Raw genomic sequence first — 17,431 nt, 5'->3', positions numbered from 1 at the left:
CATGACCCGTGTGCTCTCCGCCGTCGCCTGGCCGTACGCCAACGGGCCCCGCCACATCGGCCACGTGGCCGGCTTCGGGGTGCCCTCGGACGTCTTCAGCCGCTACATGCGCATGGCCGGTCACGACGTCTTGATGGTCTCGGGCACCGACGAGCACGGCACCCCGATCCTGATCGCCGCCGACGAGGCCGGGTTGACCGCGCAGGAGCTCGCGGACAGGAACCACCGCCTCATCGCCGAGGACCTCGTCAGCCTGGGTCTGACGTACGACCTCTACACGCGCACCACCACCCGCAACCACGAGGCCGTGGTGCAGGAGATGTTCCGCGGGGTCCACGACAACGGCTACTTCGTCGAGCAGACGACCTACGGCGCCATCTCGCCGTCCACGGGCCGCACGCTGCCCGACCGCTACATCGAGGGCACCTGCCCCATCTGCAAGACGCCCGGCGCCCGCGGCGACCAGTGCGACGCGTGCGGCAACCAGCTCGACCCCGCCGACCTCATCGACCCGGTGAGCCGCATCAACGGTGAGACCCCCGAGTTCGTCGAGACCCAGCACTTCCTGCTGGACCTGCCGGCGCTCGCCGACGCGCTGGCGGAGTGGCTCGACGAGCGTGAGGCGTCCGGCACCTGGCGGCCCAACGTCATCCGCTTCAGCCAGAACATCCTCAAGGAGATCCGCCCCCGGGCGATGACGCGCGACATCGACTGGGGCATCACGATCCCGCTCGAGGGTTGGCGGGACAACCCGACGAAGAAGCTGTACGTCTGGTTCGACGCCGTCATCGGCTACCTCTCGGCGAGCATCGAGTGGGCCCGCCGGTCCGGGAACGCGGAGGCCTGGCGCGACTGGTGGAACCCCGGCCCAGACGGCACGACGGACTCCCTGTCCTACTACTTCATGGGCAAGGACAACATCACCTTCCACTCCCAGATCTGGCCCGCCGAGCTGTTGGCGTACGCGGGGAGGGGCGAGAAGGGCGGCGACCCGGGCGACTACGGCGTGCTGAACCTGCCGACCGAGGTCGTCAGCTCGGAGTTCCTGACCATGGAGGGCAAGAAGTTCTCCTCCTCCAAGCGCGTCGTGATCTACGTGCGCGACATGCTCGAGCGCTACCAGCCCGACGCGTTCCGCTACTTCGTCGCCGCAGCCGGTCCCGAGAACCAGGACGCCGACTTCACCTGGAGCGAGTTCGTGCGGCGTACGAACGACGAGCTGGTCGCGGGCTGGGGCAACCTGGTCAACCGCACCGCCAGCCTGGTGGCGAAGAACTTCGGCGAGATCCCGGCGGTGGGCGAGCTCACCGAGCGCGACGAGCGGCTGCTCGCCGACGTGCGCGAGACCTTCGCTCGCGTCGGCGACCAGATCGGCCGGCACCGGCAGAAAGCCGCGATCGGCGAGGCGATGCGTACGGTCGGCGAGGTCAACCGCTACGTCTCCGACGAGGCCCCCTGGACGCTCAAGGGCGAGGACGAGCGTGAGCGCCTGGGCACGGTGCTGCACGTCATGTGCCAGGCGGTGGCCGACCTCAACGTGGTGCTCAGCCCGTTCCTGCCCTTCAGCGCGAACGCGGTCGACCGGGTGCTCGGGGGCGCGGGACGCATCGCGCCGATGCCCCGTCTGGAGGAGGTCGAGGATCTCGACGGCGGCGCGCCGTACCCGGTCATCACCGGGGACTACGCCGACGTGCCAGCCTGGGCGAGCTCACCGATCACGGTGGGCACGCCGGTCGCCAAGCCGACGCCCGTCTTCCGCAAGCTCGACACCGCGGTGGTCGAGGCAGAGCTCGCCCGGCTCGACGAGGAGGCAACGCCATGACCGAGGTCCTGCACCTCCCACGCTTCGAGCTGCACCAGAAGTTCGCGATGACCACGAACGTCTACCGCGTCGTCGCCGGCGGGCTCGACGTCGCCGAGGCGCGCCAGAAGCGCATGGCGCTGAAGGAGCGCGTCACCTTCCGGGACGAGGAGGGCCACGAGTCCTTCTCCTTCGCCGCGCGTCAGGTGCTCGACTTCGGGGCCACGTACGACGTGGTCGACGCCGAGGGCAGCCCGCTCGCCTCCTTCAGCAAGGACTTCGCGAAGTCGCTCTCGCGCAGCACCTTCACCCTCGAGGGGCCCGGGTACGCCGCCACCGGCGTCGAGCGCTCCCAGGGCATCGCGATCCTGCGCCGCGTGATGGACGTGCCCTTCCTGCCGATCCACTTCGACTTCACCTCCGCGCAGGCGGAGGAGTCGGGACGGTCGGGAGTGCTCATGTCGGTCGAGCGCAAGCCCACGATGCGGGACCGCTACGCCGTCGAGGTGCCCGACGAGCGCGTCGACTGGCGCGTGGCCGCCTCCGTGGCGGTCGCGCTCGACGCGATGATGCAGCGCTGAACGGCGCGGCACCCGACCATGGCGCTCCACCCCCAGGCGCTGGCCTCCCTCGAGGCACAGCCCTCGGGTCCGAGGAACTTCGAGCCCGGCTTCGACATCGAGGCGACGCGTACGCAGGCGCGTGACGTTGCTGCGGCGGAGGCTCGTCCCGAGGTGGCCGAGGTGCGCGACCTCGACGCCGACGGTGTGCCCGTACGCCTCTACCGGCCGCGGGGCCGGGGGCACGACGCCCCGGGGGTGGTGGTGCACCTGCACGGTGGGGGCTTCGTCTTCGGTGACGTGGAGGTGCACGACGCGGCGGCGCGCCGTCTCGCTCTGGCCTCCACGGTCCCGGTGCTGAGCGTCGACTACCGGCGACCGCCCGAGCACCGATTCCCTGCGGCACCCGACGACGTCGACACGGTGCTGCGCGTGCTGAGCCGTGACGCCGCCGAGCTGGGGCTCGAGGGTCCTGTGACCCTCCACGGGGACTCCGCCGGCGGCAACCTCGCCCTGGTGGGTACTCTCCGCAACCCCGCCCTCGTTGCAGGTCTGGTGCTCGTCTACCCCTTCCTCGACCCGGCCGCGGCGTGGCCGTCGTACGCGAGCGAGACCGCGGGGTTCGACGCCCGGGAGGCGGCGTGGTTCTGGCAGCAGTACGCCGGGTCGCCGGAGGACCTCGAGCACCCCGACCTGGCGCCGCTGCGGTCCTCGCGCCTCGGCGACCTGCCGCCGACGCTGGTGGTGACCGCGGAGCACGACCCGTTGCGTGACGAGGGGGAGTGGCTGGCCGCGCGACTGGCCGAGCTCGGCGTCCGCGTGCAGGCGCTCAGGGTGCTCGGGATGCTGCACGGCTTCTGGCGTCACCCCGCGGTCTTCGACGCCGCGTCCCTGGTCACAGGGGTGAGCGCGGGATTTCTCAAATCGTTGCATCTTTGACAGGATCCCGAGCATGCGTGTCCACCTCGGGTCAGACCATGCCGGTCTGGAGTTGAAGGACCACGTCGCCGCCTGGCTCCGCGAGCAGGGGTACGACGTGGTCGATCACGGACCCTTCGTGTACGACGCCCTCGACGACTACCCCGTCTTCTGCCTCCGCGCCGCGGAGGGTGTCGCCGGTGACCCGGGCAGCCTGGGTGTCGTCGTGGGGGGCAGCGGCAACGGTGAGCAGATGGCGGCCAACAAGGTCGACGGCGTACGCGCCGCCCTCGTGTGGAGCCTCGAGACCGCTCGCCTGGCACGTGAGCACAACGACGCCAACGTCATCTCTGTCGGGGGACGGATGCACAGCATCGAGGAGATGACGTCGTTCGTGGGTGAGTTCCTCACCACGGACTTCAGCAACGACGCACGCCATGTCCGGCGTATCGGCATGCTTGCGTCCTATGAGGAGACGGGAGAGCTGCCTCCGCTCCCTGCGTCCGCCACCTGAGGTGGCGCCGGGCCGCAAGGGCCCTGCCGGATCCGGACGGGTGAACTCCCGCTGGTCCCGGCTGCCGCGTCGTGCCCTCGAGCGGGTGCGTGTGGACCCGTCGGAGCGGTCGGCCCTGGTCTTCCTCGGGCTGCTCTCCTCGGCCATCACGGCCATGGCTGTTGTTCGTGACGCCGAGCTCTACACGGTGCAGCTGCTGCCGGTCTACCTCTCCTCGATCTGGCTGGGACCGCGCCGTCTGGCCTGGTTCGCCGTGTGGATGGTCGGCAACTTCCTCGCCATGCTCGTCGGACTGCCCATCGAGGGCTGGGAGACGGTGCTCCGCTTCCTCGCCGTCTTCTCGATCACGGCCTTCGTCCTGCGCGGGGCGATCCTCCGCGACCGACTGGGGGTCACGGGGCGTACGGGCGAACGTCTCCTCGTCGACCTGCGCGACCGGATCCTGCGGCAGAGCCCCCTGCCCGAGGTGCCCGCGGGCTGGAGCCTGGACAGCAGGATGCAGGCGGCCGGCAACACCCAGTTCTCGGGCGACTTCGTGCTCGGCCACCTCTCGGGCAACGGCCGGTGGCTGGACCTGGTGGTGGTGGACGTCTCTGGCAAGGGCGTCGGCGCCGGTTCGCGCTCCCTGGTGCTCAACGGGGCGATGGGAGCCCTGCTCACCGGGTTGCCGGGCCCGAACTTCCTCGACGTGGTCAACGAGTTCCTCGTCGACCAGGGGTGGGACGAGGGCTTCGCGACCGCCGTCCACGCCCACGTGGACCTGCTCGAGGGCGACTACTGGATCACCTCGGCGGGTCACCCGCCCAGCGTCCACCTGCCGGTCGGTCTCGGGCACTGGTCGAAGCTGCAGCCGCCGGGCCCGGTGCTGGGGCTCCTGCCCGACATCGAGTACGACTCGGTCCAGGGCCGCCTCGACCGCGGGGACGTGCTGATGCTCTACACCGACGGCATGGTCGAGGACCGCACCCTCGAGATCGACGAGGGCATCTCCGCCATGGTGACGAGGACCGTCGAGGTCCTGCGCGAGGACCGCACGGCCCCCACCACCAGGATCATGGACGGACTCGCCCGCGCCCGGGCCGGCGACGACTGTGCCCTGGTGGTGCTGCAGCGGGTCTGACCCGCGCCGCTCAGCGCTTGCCGGTGAACTTCCGTACGGCCGACCGCACCGCGCGGCCGATCTGGGCGTCCTGGCTGTGGGAGGCCCCACCACGGGCGGGGGCACCGCCGGTGGTCGTGGGGCCGCGGCGACCGCGGCCGGTGAAGCGGGAGATGATCTGTCGGAGTGCGCTCATGAAGACGTCATTCCCGACGCGTGGGCGTCCATGCCCGACACGCCCTCCGGACCGGACATGTCCGGCCCGGTGGCGACTCGTGGAGCGGATGACGGGAATCGAACCCGCGTAGCCAGTTTGGAAGACTGGGGCTCTACCATTGAGCTACATCCGCGCAGTCCGCGACGACGCGCCGACCACGCTCATCCTGGCACACCTGCGGCACGGGGTCCCCGGCCGCCCAGGTTCGCGTACGACCCGTGCCGGGCTCTACACTCTCGGGGTCCAGCAGACCGGGGCGTAGCGTAGTGGCTAGCGCGCCTGCTTTGGGAGCAGGAGATCGCAGGTTCGAGTCCTGTCGCCCCGACCACCGACCCCGGTCCGCACCGCCCGGACCAGGACGCTGCCGTGCAGCGCCGGCCGAGCCCCCGATCAGGCAAGCGAGAGAGAGAAACACCGTGAAGAGCGCCGTCGAGACGTTGACGCCCACCCGCGCCAAGCTCACCATCGAGGTCCCCTTCTCCGAGCTCCAGCCGAGCCTGGACAAGGCCTACAAGGACATCGCGAAGCAGATCAACGTGCCGGGCTTCCGTCGCGGCAAGGTCCCGCCGCCGGTCATCGACCGCCAGGTCGGCCGGGGTGCTGTGCTCGACCAGGCCATCAACGACGCGCTCCCGGGCGTGTACATGCGCGCGCTGCAGGAGAACGAGGTCGAGCCGCTCGGGCAGCCCGAGATCGACATCAGCCGGCTCGAGGACGGCGAGCTCCTGGAGTTCACCGCCGAGCTGGACATCAAGCCCGCCGTCGAGGTGCCCGACTACAGCGACATGGCCGTCTCGGTGGCCGACGTCGAGGTCTCCGACGAGGACGTCGACACCCAGATCCAGTCGCTGCGCGAGCGCTTCGCCTCGCTGACCGAGGTCGAGCGCGCGGCCGCCGACGGCGACTTCGTGACGATCGACCTTAAGGCGACCCAGGACGGCGAGGACGTCGAGGGCGCCGAGGTGACCGGCACCAGCTACCAGGTCGGGCGTGGCGGCATGCTCGACGGCCTCGACGAGGCGCTGACCGGCATGTCCGCCGGCGAGGAGAAGACCTTCACCTCCGAGCTGGTCGGCGGTGACGCCAAGGGCCAGCAGGTCGACGTGCTCGTCAAGGTCAGCGCGGTCAAGGAGCAGGAGCTCCCCGAGCTCGACGACGACTTCGCCCAGGAGGCCTCGGAGTTCGGCACCGTCGCCGAGCTCCGCGAGGACGTCTCCACGCGACTGCAGCGCGGCAAGCGCCTGGAGCAGGCCGCCGAAGCGCGCGACGCCGTGCTGGAGGCGCTGCTGGAGAAGGTCGACGTGCCCCTCCCCGAGAGCCTGGTCGCCGAGGAGCTGACGGCGAGGCGCCAGAGCGTCGAGCAGCAGCTCGCGTACGCCGGCATGACCATGGAGGCCTACCTCGACGACGAGGGGCAGACCATCGACGAGTTCGAGGCCGAGCTCGAGGCCCGTGTCCGGGACGCCGTCGCGGCGCAGTTCGTGCTCGACGCCGTCGTGAAGGCCGAGGAGATCGAGGTCGAGGAGCAGGAGCTCCAGCAGCACCTCATGCAGCGTGCGCAGCAGTCCGGTCAGAACCCGAACGAGTTCATCCAGCACATGCTGCAGCACAACCACATCCCCGAGATGGTGGCCGAGGTGTTGCGGGGCAAGGCGCTCGCGCGCATCGTCGAGTCGGCCACGGTCACCGACGCCTCCGGTGCCACGGTGGACCTCGCGAACCTCCGTCCCGACGGCTCGATCGGTGACCCCGAGGCCGAGGCGGCAGAGGCAGCCGAGTCAGCAGAAGCAGCAGAGGCGGCCGAGGCTCCGGCCGACACTGCGACGGCCGAGCCGACGCCGGAGGCCGACGAGAAGGCCTGACCGGGTCGTCCGCCACAGCGGCGGTGCTTGACCGCGCCCCGCGAGTTCAGTGAACATGTGTACATGAACGCTGAACCGCGGGGCGCGTCTGCGTCCGAGGACCGGTCGCATCGTGCCGCCTCGACCGGTCCGACGGTGATCGAGGGAGCTGCTCACGGCGCCGAACGCGCTGATGAGCTGCTGCTGGGCACAGCGCGCGAGGCGCACCAGGCGATCGCCCGGCGGATCTTCGACACGCTCGACCTGGCGACCCCCGCCATGCTCGGCATCAACCGGGTGGTGCGTACGGCCCACGACGGCGTCAGCGCGGGGGTGTACGGAGTGATGGGCGCCTCGGCCCGGGGGCTGGCCCGCGGGCTGCGCGAGCTCGACCGGCACCAGACGGCGCCGCGACTCGAGGCGACGGCAAGCGGACGGCTCCTCCTCGCGGCGGTGAACGGTCTGACCGGCGACAAGCTGCGGGACGAGGGATCGCAGATGGCGATCTCGATGGCCGTGCGCCACCGGGGGGCCGACGTGGCGCTGACGGGGGAGGGCATCGCGGCCGCGTACCCCGCGGCGACAGGTGACGTCGTCGTCTTCGTCCACGGTCTGTGCGAGTCCGAGGACTTCTGGTGGCGCGGCAGCGACGAGCAGGGCGGCTCCTACGGTGACCGGCTCGCCGCCGACGCAGGCTGGAGCCCGGTGTACCTGCGCGTCAACACCGGCCTCCCCATCGCCGAGAACGGTGCCGCCCTCGCGGGGCTCCTCGACGACCTGGTCGAGGTATGGCCGACCCGGGTCCGACGGCTCGTGCTCGTTGGCCACTCGATGGGGGGCCTGATCATCCGCGCGGCCTGCGTGGTGACGACACCCGCCGGCACGCCGTGGACCGAGCTCGTCACCGACGTGGTCACGCTGGGCACCCCCCACCTCGGCGCCCCGCTGGAGCAGGTCGTCGACCTGACCACGAAGCTCCTCGGCCGGGTCCCCGAGGCGGCGCCCTTCGGCCGCATCTTCGAGTACCGCTCCCGCGGCGTGCTCGACCTGCGCAGCGGCCTGGCCCGCGACGTCGAGAACCTGCCGCACGCCCGCTACCGGCTCGTCGGCGCGACGCTGGCGGCCTCGCCGCGTCACCCTGTCAGCGAGACCGCCGGCGACCTGCTCGTGCGGTGGCCCTCGGCGATCGGTCGGCCGCGACGGGGTCCGGAGATGTTCCCCGGCGCAGAGACCCTGCACGTCCCGGGGGCGGACCACTTCGACCTGCTCAACCACCCCGACGTGTACGCCGCCATCAGGCGCTGGCTGGCCTGAGGGGCCGGAGCCGTTCCGCCAACAGCGAACAACCCCCGCCAGGACGTGGCTGGTCGCCCCGTGCGGGCTAGGGTCGCCCACGTGACAGACACCAGCATCGACCCCACCATGACGCCGACGAGCGGTGGCGGAGCCCCCTCGTACGGCCTCGACGACCACATCTACCAGCGCCTCCTGCGCGAGCGGATCATCTTCCTGGGCTCGGAGGTGCGTGACCAGAACGCGAACGCGATCTGCGCGCAGATGCTGCTGCTCAGCGCCGAGGACCCCGACGCCGACATCTTCCTGCACATCAACAGCCCCGGCGGCTCGGTCGACTCCGGCATGGCCATCTACGACACCATGAACTACATCCCCAACGACGTCGCGACGGTGGCCATGGGCCTCGCCGCCTCGATGGGACAGTTCCTGCTGTGCGCCGGCGCGCCCGGCAAGCGGTACGCCCTGCCGCACGCGCGCATCATGATGCACCAGCCGCTCGGCGGCATGGGTGGATCCGCCTCGGACATCAAGATCCAGGCGCAGCAGTCGCTGCACATCAAGAAGGTGCTCTTCGACCTGATCGCCGAGCACACCGGCCAGTCCGTCGAGCAGATCGAGAACGACGCCGACCGCGACCGGTGGTTCACGGCCGACCAGGCCAAGGAGTACGGCTTCATCGACAACGTGATCGCCCGCGCGGCCCAGGCCGCCGACCAGGGCCGCCCGGCCCAGAAGAAGTGAGGCCGAGATGAACTACTACATCCCGCAGTGGGAGGAGCGCACGTCCTACGGTGTGCGCCGCATCGACCCGTACGGCAAGCTCTTCGAGGACCGCATCATCTTCCTCGGCACGCCGATCAGCGACGACATCGCGAACGCGGTCATGGCGCAGCTGCTGTGCCTGGAGTCGTTGGACCCCGATCGCGACATCCAGATGTACATCAACTCGCCCGGCGGCTCGTTCACCGCGCTCACGGCCATCTACGACACCATGCGCTTCATCCAGCCGCAGGTGCAGACGGTGTGCCTGGGTCAGGCGGCCTCGGCGGCCGCGATCCTGCTCGCCGCCGGTGCGCCGGGCAAGCGGCTGGCGCTCCCGAACAGCCGGATCCTGATCCACCAGCCCTACACCGAGGGCACCTACGGTCAGGCCTCCGACATCGAGATCCAGGCCAACGAGATCATCCGCATGCGCGAGCTGCTCGAGACGATGATCTCCGAGCACAGCGGCAAGGACGTCGAGCAGGTCAGCCGCGACATCGACCGCGACAAGATCCTCACCGCCGAGCAGGCCGTGGAGTACGGACTGGTGGACGCGATCCTCGAGTCCCGCAAGGCCGTCAAGGTCTGATCCGACGGGCCCGGTCGACGGGGGAGCAGCACGCGGGGGTGTACGCCGAGGGCGTACGACAAACCGTCCCGTGTCGTCTCCCCCCGTCGACCGGACCGGGGTACCGTCGCCCCCACGTCGACGGGTCCACAGGGGCCGCGTACGACATCCGCCGAGGGCCTCTGCGCCCACACCACCGATCCGTGAAGGAGATGGCACACGTGGCACGAATCGGTGACGGCGGCGACCTCCTGAAGTGCTCGTTCTGCGGCAAGAGCCAGAAGCAGGTCAAGAAGCTCATCGCCGGTCCCGGTGTCTACATCTGCGACGAGTGCATCGACCTCTGCAACGAGATCATCGAGGAAGAGCTCAGCGAGGGCACCGAGGTCGGTCTCGACGAGCTGCCCAAGCCCTCGGAGATCTTCGACTTCCTCAACTCCTACGTCATCGGCCAGGAGACGGCGAAGAAGTCCCTCGCGGTGGCGGTCTACAACCACTACAAGCGGGTGCAGGCCGTCGCGGCCGCGTCACCCCGCAAGGGTGAGGAGGTCGTCGAGGTCGCGAAGTCCAACATCCTCGTGATCGGTCCCACCGGTTGCGGCAAGACCTACCTCGCGCAGACTCTCGCCCGCATGCTCAACGTGCCGTTCGCGATCGCCGACGCCACCGCCCTCACCGAGGCCGGATACGTCGGTGAGGACGTCGAGAACATCCTGCTCAAGCTGATCCAGGCCGCCGACTACGACGTCAAGAAGGCCGAGACCGGCATCATCTACATCGACGAGATCGACAAGGTCGCCCGCAAGGCCGAGAACCCGTCGATCACCCGCGACGTCTCCGGTGAGGGCGTGCAGCAGGCGCTGCTGAAGATCCTCGAGGGGACGACCGCGTCGGTGCCGCCGCAGGGCGGACGCAAGCACCCCCACCAGGAGTTCATCCAGATCGACACGACGAACATCCTGTTCGTCGTCGGTGGCGCCTTCGCCGGCCTCGAGCACATCATCGAGCAGCGGATCGGCAAGAAGTCGCTCGGCTTCACCGCTGAGATCCGCGACGCCGCCGAACGCGAGGCCGACGTGCTCTTCGAGCAGGTCCGTCCCGAGGACCTCACCAAGTTCGGTCTGATCCCCGAGTTCATCGGCCGGCTGCCGCTGATCGCCAGCGTGAACAAGCTCGACCGTGAAGCCCTCGTGCAGATCCTCACCGAGCCGCGCAACGCTCTGGTCAAGCAGTACCAGCGCTTGTTCGACATCGACGGCGTCGAGCTGGTCTTCACCGACGACGCCGTCGCCCGGGTCGCCGACAAGGCGCTCGAGCGTGGCACGGGGGCCCGTGGTCTGCGCTCGATCATCGAGGAGATCCTGCTGCAGGTGATGTACGAGGTGCCCTCCCGTGGCGACGTCGCGCAGGTCGTCGTGACCGCCGAGGCCGTCGAGGGCACGGCGCAGCCGTCGCTGGTGCCGCACGAGGAGCCCAAGAAGAAGAAGTCCGCCTGAGGACCTTCGCCTCGCACCGGCTCAGAACGGGACGAATGCGCTAGTCCGATCGGCGTCTGATCCTGCGTTTTCTCGTGCCGTCCGCGTCCTCTCGACGATGATGGAGTGATGGAAGCCGCCTACCGCGCCCCGGTCGCGGCTTTCTCCGTCCTCAGCCTGGCGGCGGCTGGCTTCCTGGCCCAGAACCTGCCTGCGGGGTCGCCTGCTCCGGCGACGACGCAGGCGTCGCAGCAGACGACACAGGTCGAGGTGCCCTGGGCGGACGCGGTCGCCCCGCTGGTGAGCGCGGTGGGGTCACCCCTGTACGGCGCAGCGGAGTTCTCCGGACTGTACGACTACGGAGTCCGCCACGGATGGACCGTCGACCTCGAGCTGCCCCAGGACATGGTCACGGCGGTGCCGGTCGTGGGACAGGTGGTCGGGGAGGTCGACCAGGCTGGGACGGTGCTCCTCGCGGGTGACGGCTCCACGACCATCGCGACTCCTGCGACGTCCGAACCCGCTCCTCGCACGCCGACGCAGGCGCCGACACAGGAGCCGGCTCAGGCGCCGACCGACGGTCCCGTACGGACTGCTGGACAGACTCCGACACGGACCCCGCCACAGAGTCCACCCGGGACCGCGGCGCCGAACCCTGCAGGCACCCCGGCGTCACCGGGCGCACGTCCTGCACCCCAGGCCCCCCAGGCCCCCCAGGCCCCTCAGGCACCGCGGCCGTCGGCACCCGGCCGACAGTCCGAGCCCGGTCCCGGTGCGTCCGGGGAGGACCGCAACGGCAACGGCAACGGCCGGGGCAACGGACGGGGAAACAGCCCGGGTCCAGATCGGCGCGCGAACGCGGAGCGTGGTTCCGATCGCGGACCGGACGCGAGACCCGGCAGATCCGCCAAGCCCCCGAAGCCCACGAAGCCCACGAAGCCCCCGAAGTCGTCTGCGCCGAGCAAGCCGGAGCCGCGGAAGTCTCGGGGCGCGTCGAGCGCGTCCTCACCGCCCGGCCCGCCCGGTCAGGGCGAGCGCGGGCGGGGCAAGGCGTACGGCGTCGGCAAGGCGAAGCACGCCGAGTCAGGCCCGGGCAAGGGCGGTCCCCCGACCTCGCCCCCGGGCCGGAGCCCGGACAAGAGCCCGGACAAGGGCCCAGGCAAGGGCCCGGACACGCCCCCGGGTCACAGTCCGGGCAAGGGCAAGGGCAAGGGCAAGGGCCCCGGCAGGCCCTGAGCGCCTCCCGACTCAGTCGGCCGTGGCGAGCTCGACCTCGTCGACCGCCGCCCTGGGGTGGTCGGAGGACTCGACGACGTCCAACGAGCCGGTCACCCTGCCCGCGGCCCGCAGGTCGGGCTCGACGGCATCGACGAGGGCGGCGGTGCCGCTCGGCCCGGTGACGCGCAGGTGGTCGACCTCGGTGCGCATGCCGACCTTGGCGGTCGACTTCGCGCCGCGTACGCCGGCGAGCACGGTGCGCGCGAGGTCGAGCAGACCCTCGTGCTCCGCGCCCTCGGTCGGCGCGACGTCCGTGGGCGCAGGCCAGGAGGCGCGGTGCACCGAGCCGTCCTGCCACCAGGACCAGACCTCCTCGGTGACGTACGGCAGGAACGGTGCGAGCAACCGCAGCTGCGTGTGCAACGCCACCGCGAGGGCCGCCCGGCCGGACTGCCGTGCGGGGGAGTCGTCCTCGGCGTACGCGCGCTCCTTGACGAGCTCGACGAAGTCGTCGCAGAACTCCCAGAAGAAGCGTTCGGCGGCCTCGAGCGCGGAGGTGTAGTCGTAGGCCTCGAAGGAGGCAGTGGCCTTCTCGACCACGCCCGACAGCTCCGCCAGCAGCGCCCGGTCGACGGGCTCGGTGACTGCCGCGAGGTCGGGGTCGGTGGCGCCGACGCTGCCGAGCACGAAGCGCGAGACGTTGAGGATCTTCATGGCCAGCCGCCGACCGACCTTCATCTGCGACTCGTCGAAGGGGGAGTCCAGGCCGGGCCGGGCCATCGCCGCGCGCCAGCGGACCGCGTCCGCGCCGAACGTGGTGAGGATCTCGTCGGGCACGACGACGTTGCCCTTGGACTTGCTCATCTTCTTGCGGTCGGGGTCGACCACGAACCCGGAGATCTGCACCGTGTGCCACGGAAGCACGTGGTGCTCCAGGTGCGAGCGCACGACGCGGCTGAAGAGCCAGGTGCGGATGATGTCGTGGGCCTGGGTGCACAGGTCCATCGGGAAGACGCGCTGCCACAGGTCGTCGTCGGTCTCCCAGCCCCCGGCGATGTGCGGGGTGAGTGAGGAGGTGGCCCAGGTGTCCATCACGTCGGGGTCGCCGATGAACCCGTTCGCCACGCCTCGCTGGGTCTCCTCGTAACCGCGGGGTGCGTCGGTGGAGGGGTCCACCGGCAGCTCGGCCTCGCTGGGCATGAGGGGGTGGGCGTAGTCGGGCTCGCCCTCGGCGTCGAGGGGGTACCAGACCGGGAACGGGATGCCGAAGTACCGCTGGCGGGAGATCAGCCAGTCGCCGTTCAGTCCGCCGACCCAGTTCTCGTACCGGTTGCTCATGTGGGAGGGCACCCACCGCAGCTGCTCGCCGTCCTCGACGAGCTCCCGACGCAGGTCGCTGTCGCGGCCGCCGTTGGTGAGGTACCACTGCCGGGTGGCGACGATCTCGAGCGGCTTGTCGCCCTTCTCGTAGAAGTTCGCCATGCGCTGCGTCGCCTTCGGCTCGCCCACGAGCTCGCCGGTCTCGGTCAGCTTCGCGACCATGGCCTCGCGCGCGCTGAACGTCGTCTTGCCGGCGAGCTCGCTCCAGAAGTCGGCGCCGGAGCCTTCGATCCACTCCGGCACCTCGTGCTGGAAGCGGCCCCCCCGGTTGATGACGGTGCGCACCGGCAGGTCCAGCTCGCGCCACCACGTGACGTCGGTGAGATCACCGAAGGTGCAGCACATCGCGATGCCGGCACCCTTGTCGGGCTCGGCGGCCGGGTGCGCCAGCACCGGGATCTCGACCCCGAACACCGGTGAGGTGACCGTCTGGCCGAAGAGGTCGGCGTACCGCTCGTCGTCGGGGTGCGCGATGAGGGCGACGCAGGAGGCGACCAGCTCGGGGCGCGTGGTCTCGATGTGCACGGGGTCCCCGCCGGGCCGCCCGAACGCGAGCCGGTGGTAGGCGCCCGGGTACTCCCGCGCCTCCAGCTCGGCCTGGGCGACTGCGGTCTGGAAGGTGACGTCCCACAGCGTGGGGGCCTCGGAGAGGTACGCCTCGCCGCGGGCGAAGTTGCGCAGGAACGCCCGCTGACTCACGACCTGCGCCTTCGCGCCGATCGTCGTGTAGTGCTGGCTCCAGTCGACCGAGAGGCCCAGGGTGCGCCACAGGTCCTCGAAGACCTTCTCGTCCTCGACGACGAGCTGCTCGCACAGCTCGATGAAGTTCGGTCGGCTGACCGGGACCTGCCTCTTGGGGTCCGGCTTCGTCGGCGGGCTGAAGTCCGGGTCGTACGCCAGGGAGGGGTCGCAGCGGACGCCGAAGTAGTTCTGCACGCGGCGCTCGGTCGGCAGACCGTTGTCGTCCCAGCCCATGGGATAGAAGACCGTCTTGCCGCGCATGCGGTGGAACCGCGCGACGACGTCGGTGTGGGTGTAGCTGAAGACGTGCCCGACGTGCAGCGACCCGGAGACCGTCGGCGGCGGGGTGTCGATGCTGAAGACCTCCGCGCGCGGGCGGGTGCGGTCGAAGGCGTAGGTGTCCTCGGCCTTCCACCGCGCCGACCAGGTGGCCTCGAGGCCCTCCAGCGCCGGCTTGTCGGGGACGGTGACGGCACGGGCGGGAGCGGCAGGCTCGGGCGTCGGCGTCGTCGGGTCCTCGGGCTGGGCGGGGGCACTCATGGGCCCGATCCTAGGAGGCGTACGCACCGCGCCCGGATCCGGCGGGCTCCGTAGACTCGGGGGTGATGAGCGAGCACCCGCCGACCCCTGCCGACGCAGCCGACGACGTCCCGGCGCGCGCCCGGTTGGCGCGCACCGTCGAGGAGGTCACCGACGCGCTGCTCTCCCGCTGGCCGGAGAGCCGGCTCGAGCCGTCGCTGGACCGCATCGCCGCCCTGTGCGAGGTGCTCGGCGAGCCGCAGCGGGCCTACCCGGCGATCCACCTGACCGGCACCAACGGCAAGACCTCGACCTCGCGGATGGTCGATGCGCTGCTGCGGGCGTTCGGGCTGCGCACCGGTCGGTTCACCTCGCCCCACGTGGAACGCCTGAACGAGCGCATCAGCCTCGACGGGGAGCCCGTCACCGACGAGCAGCTCGTCCGCGCCTTCAACGACGTCGCGCCGTTCCTGGCGCTGGTCGACGACAGCCAGGACCACCCGCTGTCGTTCTTCGAGACGGTCGTGGGCATGGCGTACGCCGCCTTCGCCGAGGCGCCCGTCGACGTCGCGGTGGTCGAGGTCGGCATGGGCGGGTCGTGGGACGCGACGAACGTGATCGACGCGGGCGTGGCCGTGGTGCTGCCGGTGGCGCGGGACCACACGCAGTACCTCGGCGACGGCGAGGTCGCCATCGCCACCGAGAAGGCCGGCATCATCAAGACCGGCGCCCAGGTGGTGATCGCCGAGCAGGACGAGGCCGTGATGGAGGTCCTCCTCGCCCGTTGCGCCGAGGTCGACGCCGTCCCCGTCCGTGCCGGCGCCGACTTCGAGCTGGTCTCCCGCGTGCCCGCCGTCGGCGGCCAGATGCTCCACCTGCGGGGTCGGCGCGCGGAGTACGAGGAGGTGTTCCTCCCTCTGCACGGCGCGCACCAGGCCGAGAACGCCGCCGTGGCCCTGGCCGTCGTCGAGTCCTTCCTCGGGGGTGAGCCCCTGGACGCCGAGGTCGTCCGCGAAGCCTTCGGCCAGGTGGAGTCGCCGGGGCGGCTCGAGGTCGTCCGCCGCAGTCCCACAATCCTGCTCGATGCCGCCCACAACCCGCACGGCGCACGGGCGCTGGTGGCCGCGATCGAGGACTCCTTCGCGTTCAACCCGCTGGTGGCTGTGCTCGGCATCATGGGCGACAAGGACGCCGAGGGGCTCCTTGAGGTGCTCGAGCCGGTGCTCTCCCACGTCGTGTGCACGCAGGTCGACGACCGGCGCGCCCTGCCGGCGACCGAGCTGGCCGATCTCGCCGAGGCGGTCTTCGGCGGCGATCGCGTCACCGTCGCTCCGCGCATCGAGGACGCCATCGACCAGGCGGCGGCGATGGCGGAGTCCTCGGGTGCCTTCGGCGAGGCCATCGGTGCCGGCGGAGTGTTGGTCACGGGGTCGGTCGTGACCGTGGGACGGGCGCGCGCCCTGCTCGTGCATGAGCGCGAGGTGCTCGCGCCCCCGACGGCTCGGCTCGAGCCCCCGGACGAGCCGGAGGACGACGACGACACCGAGACCCTGGATGCGCTGGGTGCCCTGGAGCGTCTCGTCGACGTGCGCCGTGAGGCCCCCGGTCGGACCGAGCGAGACGACAGCGAGGACCTCGATGCGTGACCCCAAGCGCACCATGTGTGCCTCGGTGCTGGCCTTCGAGACGATCGTGCTCGCCCTCATGAGCCCGGTGCTGATCGTCATCACGGGCCTCGCGACCCCGGTGGGCCTCGGCATCGGCCTCGGCCTCGCGGCGCTGGCGATCGTGGCGGCGGGAATGCTGCGCTCGCCGATCGGCTACTACCTCGGCACGCTCGTGCAGGTGCTCGCCCTCGTCTGCACCGTCTTCATCGGCGCCATGGCCGTCATCGCGGTCATCTTCGGATCCCTCTGGGCCACGGCGTGGTACCTGGGCGTCAAGATCGAGCGCGAGCGCGCGGCGTACGGCGAGAGCTGACGCCGACCGCGCGCGCCGCCGCGGCGACTCGAGCAATAGGCTGTCGCCATGTCACAGCGCACCCTGGTCCTCCTCAAGCCCGACACCGTCCGCCGCGGGCTGATCGGGGAGGTGCTCGGCCGGTTCGAGGCCAAGGGCCTGCGGATCGTGGCGATGGAGCAGCGCCACGTCGACGGCGACATGGCCGACACCCACTACGCCGAGCACGTCGAGCGCGACTTCTACCCGCCGCTGCGCGACTTCATCACCTCCGGCCCGCTCGTGGCGATGGTGCTCGAGGGCGACGAGGCGATCTCGGTCGTACGCGCCCTCAACGGCGCCACCGACGGACGGGAGGCAGCCCCCGGCACCATCCGCGGCGACCTCGCGCTGAGCAACCGCGAGAACCTCGTCCACGGGTCGGACTCCCCGGAGTCCGCAGCCTCCGAGATCGCGCTCTGGTTCCCCGACCTCTGAGCCGGCTCCACGAGGTCGCCGACACCATCTCTTTACCTTCGGCGCCGCCCCACGCTGCGTGTCGCCACGGTCGTACGCGCCTGCGC

At 70.7% G+C, this 17,431-nt stretch carries 15 protein-coding genes and 2 tRNA genes; 14 read left to right on the top strand and 3 right to left on the bottom strand.

Annotated features, from left to right (window positions below; all coding sequences use genetic code 11):
* The first annotated feature begins 1 nt into the window (after window position 1).
* The 5 genes from metG to KLP28_03910 are packed head-to-tail and all read left to right on the top strand — an operon-like array spanning window position 2 to window position 4,913.
* Window positions 2-1,822, top strand: coding sequence for a methionine--tRNA ligase (gene metG, locus KLP28_03930; GenBank protein ID QWC85900.1), 1,821 nt, complete (start codon window positions 2-4; stop codon window positions 1,820-1,822).
* The gene (locus tag KLP28_03925; protein QWC85899.1) at window positions 1,819-2,382 is read left to right on the top strand and encodes a hypothetical protein; all 564 of its coding nucleotides are present in this window, start codon (window positions 1,819-1,821) and stop codon (window positions 2,380-2,382) included. Before metG ends, KLP28_03925 begins: the two co-directional genes overlap by 4 nt.
* A gap of 18 nt (window positions 2,383-2,400) precedes the next feature.
* Window positions 2,401-3,300, top strand: coding sequence for an alpha/beta hydrolase (locus KLP28_03920; protein ID QWC85898.1), 900 nt, complete (start codon window positions 2,401-2,403; stop codon window positions 3,298-3,300).
* 13 nt (window positions 3,301-3,313) lie between these two features.
* A complete protein-coding gene (locus KLP28_03915; protein ID QWC85897.1) occupies window positions 3,314-3,793 on the top strand; it encodes a ribose-5-phosphate isomerase in 480 nt (159 codons plus the stop codon).
* Window positions 3,794-3,833: 40 nt separating this feature from the next.
* On the top strand, window positions 3,834-4,913 hold the full coding sequence (locus KLP28_03910; GenBank protein QWC85896.1) for a serine/threonine-protein phosphatase: 1,080 nt from the start codon (window positions 3,834-3,836) through the stop codon (window positions 4,911-4,913).
* A 10-nt stretch (window positions 4,914-4,923) separates the two neighbouring features.
* On the opposite strand, the gene KLP28_03905 is transcribed toward KLP28_03910, so the two are convergent.
* Together KLP28_03905 and KLP28_03900 are read right to left on the bottom strand one after the other, a co-directional pair.
* A complete protein-coding gene (locus KLP28_03905; GenBank protein QWC85895.1) occupies window positions 4,924-5,088 on the bottom strand; it encodes a hypothetical protein in 165 nt (54 codons plus the stop codon).
* A gap of 80 nt (window positions 5,089-5,168) precedes the next feature.
* Window positions 5,169-5,242 (bottom strand) — tRNA-Gly (locus KLP28_03900).
* A gap of 119 nt (window positions 5,243-5,361) precedes the next feature.
* Here KLP28_03900 and KLP28_03895 point away from each other — a divergent pair.
* The 6 genes from KLP28_03895 to clpX all read left to right on the top strand — a co-directional run bounded on the left by KLP28_03895 (window position 5,362) and on the right by clpX (window position 11,072).
* A tRNA-Pro gene (locus KLP28_03895) sits at window positions 5,362-5,437 on the top strand.
* Window positions 5,438-5,525: 88 nt separating this feature from the next.
* Window positions 5,526-6,971, top strand: a complete 1,446-nt coding sequence (tig, locus tag KLP28_03890; GenBank protein QWC85894.1) for a trigger factor — start codon at window positions 5,526-5,528, stop codon at window positions 6,969-6,971.
* A gap of 63 nt (window positions 6,972-7,034) precedes the next feature.
* A complete protein-coding gene (locus tag KLP28_03885; protein QWC85893.1) occupies window positions 7,035-8,264 on the top strand; it encodes a GPI inositol-deacylase in 1,230 nt (409 codons plus the stop codon).
* Between the two features lie 108 nt (window positions 8,265-8,372).
* Window positions 8,373-8,987 (top strand): ATP-dependent Clp protease proteolytic subunit, encoded by a 615-nt coding sequence (locus KLP28_03880; protein ID QWC86785.1) that lies wholly within the window; start codon window positions 8,373-8,375, stop codon window positions 8,985-8,987.
* A 7-nt stretch (window positions 8,988-8,994) separates the two neighbouring features.
* Window positions 8,995-9,597, top strand: a complete 603-nt coding sequence (locus KLP28_03875) for an ATP-dependent Clp protease proteolytic subunit (protein QWC85892.1) — start codon at window positions 8,995-8,997, stop codon at window positions 9,595-9,597.
* Between the two features lie 200 nt (window positions 9,598-9,797).
* Entirely contained in the window at window positions 9,798-11,072 is a 1,275-nt protein-coding gene (clpX, locus tag KLP28_03870) for an ATP-dependent Clp protease ATP-binding subunit ClpX (protein ID QWC85891.1), read from the top strand.
* Between the two features lie 1,227 nt (window positions 11,073-12,299).
* Here clpX and valS read toward each other — a convergent pair.
* Window positions 12,300-14,930 (bottom strand): valine--tRNA ligase, encoded by a 2,631-nt coding sequence (valS, locus tag KLP28_03865; protein QWC85890.1) that lies wholly within the window; start codon window positions 14,928-14,930, stop codon window positions 12,300-12,302.
* A gap of 65 nt (window positions 14,931-14,995) precedes the next feature.
* On the opposite strand from valS, the gene KLP28_03860 reads away from it, so the two are divergent.
* Genes KLP28_03860 through ndk form a run of 3 tightly spaced genes read left to right on the top strand, consistent with a single transcriptional unit; the run spans window position 14,996 to window position 17,345 of the window.
* Entirely contained in the window at window positions 14,996-16,555 is a 1,560-nt protein-coding gene (locus KLP28_03860; protein ID QWC85889.1) for a bifunctional folylpolyglutamate synthase/dihydrofolate synthase, read from the top strand.
* On the top strand, window positions 16,548-16,889 hold the full coding sequence (locus KLP28_03855; GenBank protein QWC85888.1) for a DUF4233 domain-containing protein: 342 nt from the start codon (window positions 16,548-16,550) through the stop codon (window positions 16,887-16,889). The genes KLP28_03860 and KLP28_03855 overlap by 8 nt, the downstream gene beginning before the upstream one ends.
* Before the next feature lie 48 nt (window positions 16,890-16,937).
* On the top strand, window positions 16,938-17,345 hold the full coding sequence (ndk, locus tag KLP28_03850) for a nucleoside-diphosphate kinase (GenBank protein ID QWC85887.1): 408 nt from the start codon (window positions 16,938-16,940) through the stop codon (window positions 17,343-17,345).
* The last annotated feature ends 86 nt before the right edge of the window (window positions 17,346-17,431 follow it).

The sequence above is a fragment of the Nocardioidaceae bacterium genome (assembly GCA_018672315.1).
Taxonomy (GTDB): Bacteria; Actinomycetota; Actinomycetes; order Propionibacteriales; family Nocardioidaceae; genus TYQ2.
This window is presented reverse-complemented; position numbering and strand designations above follow the sequence as displayed.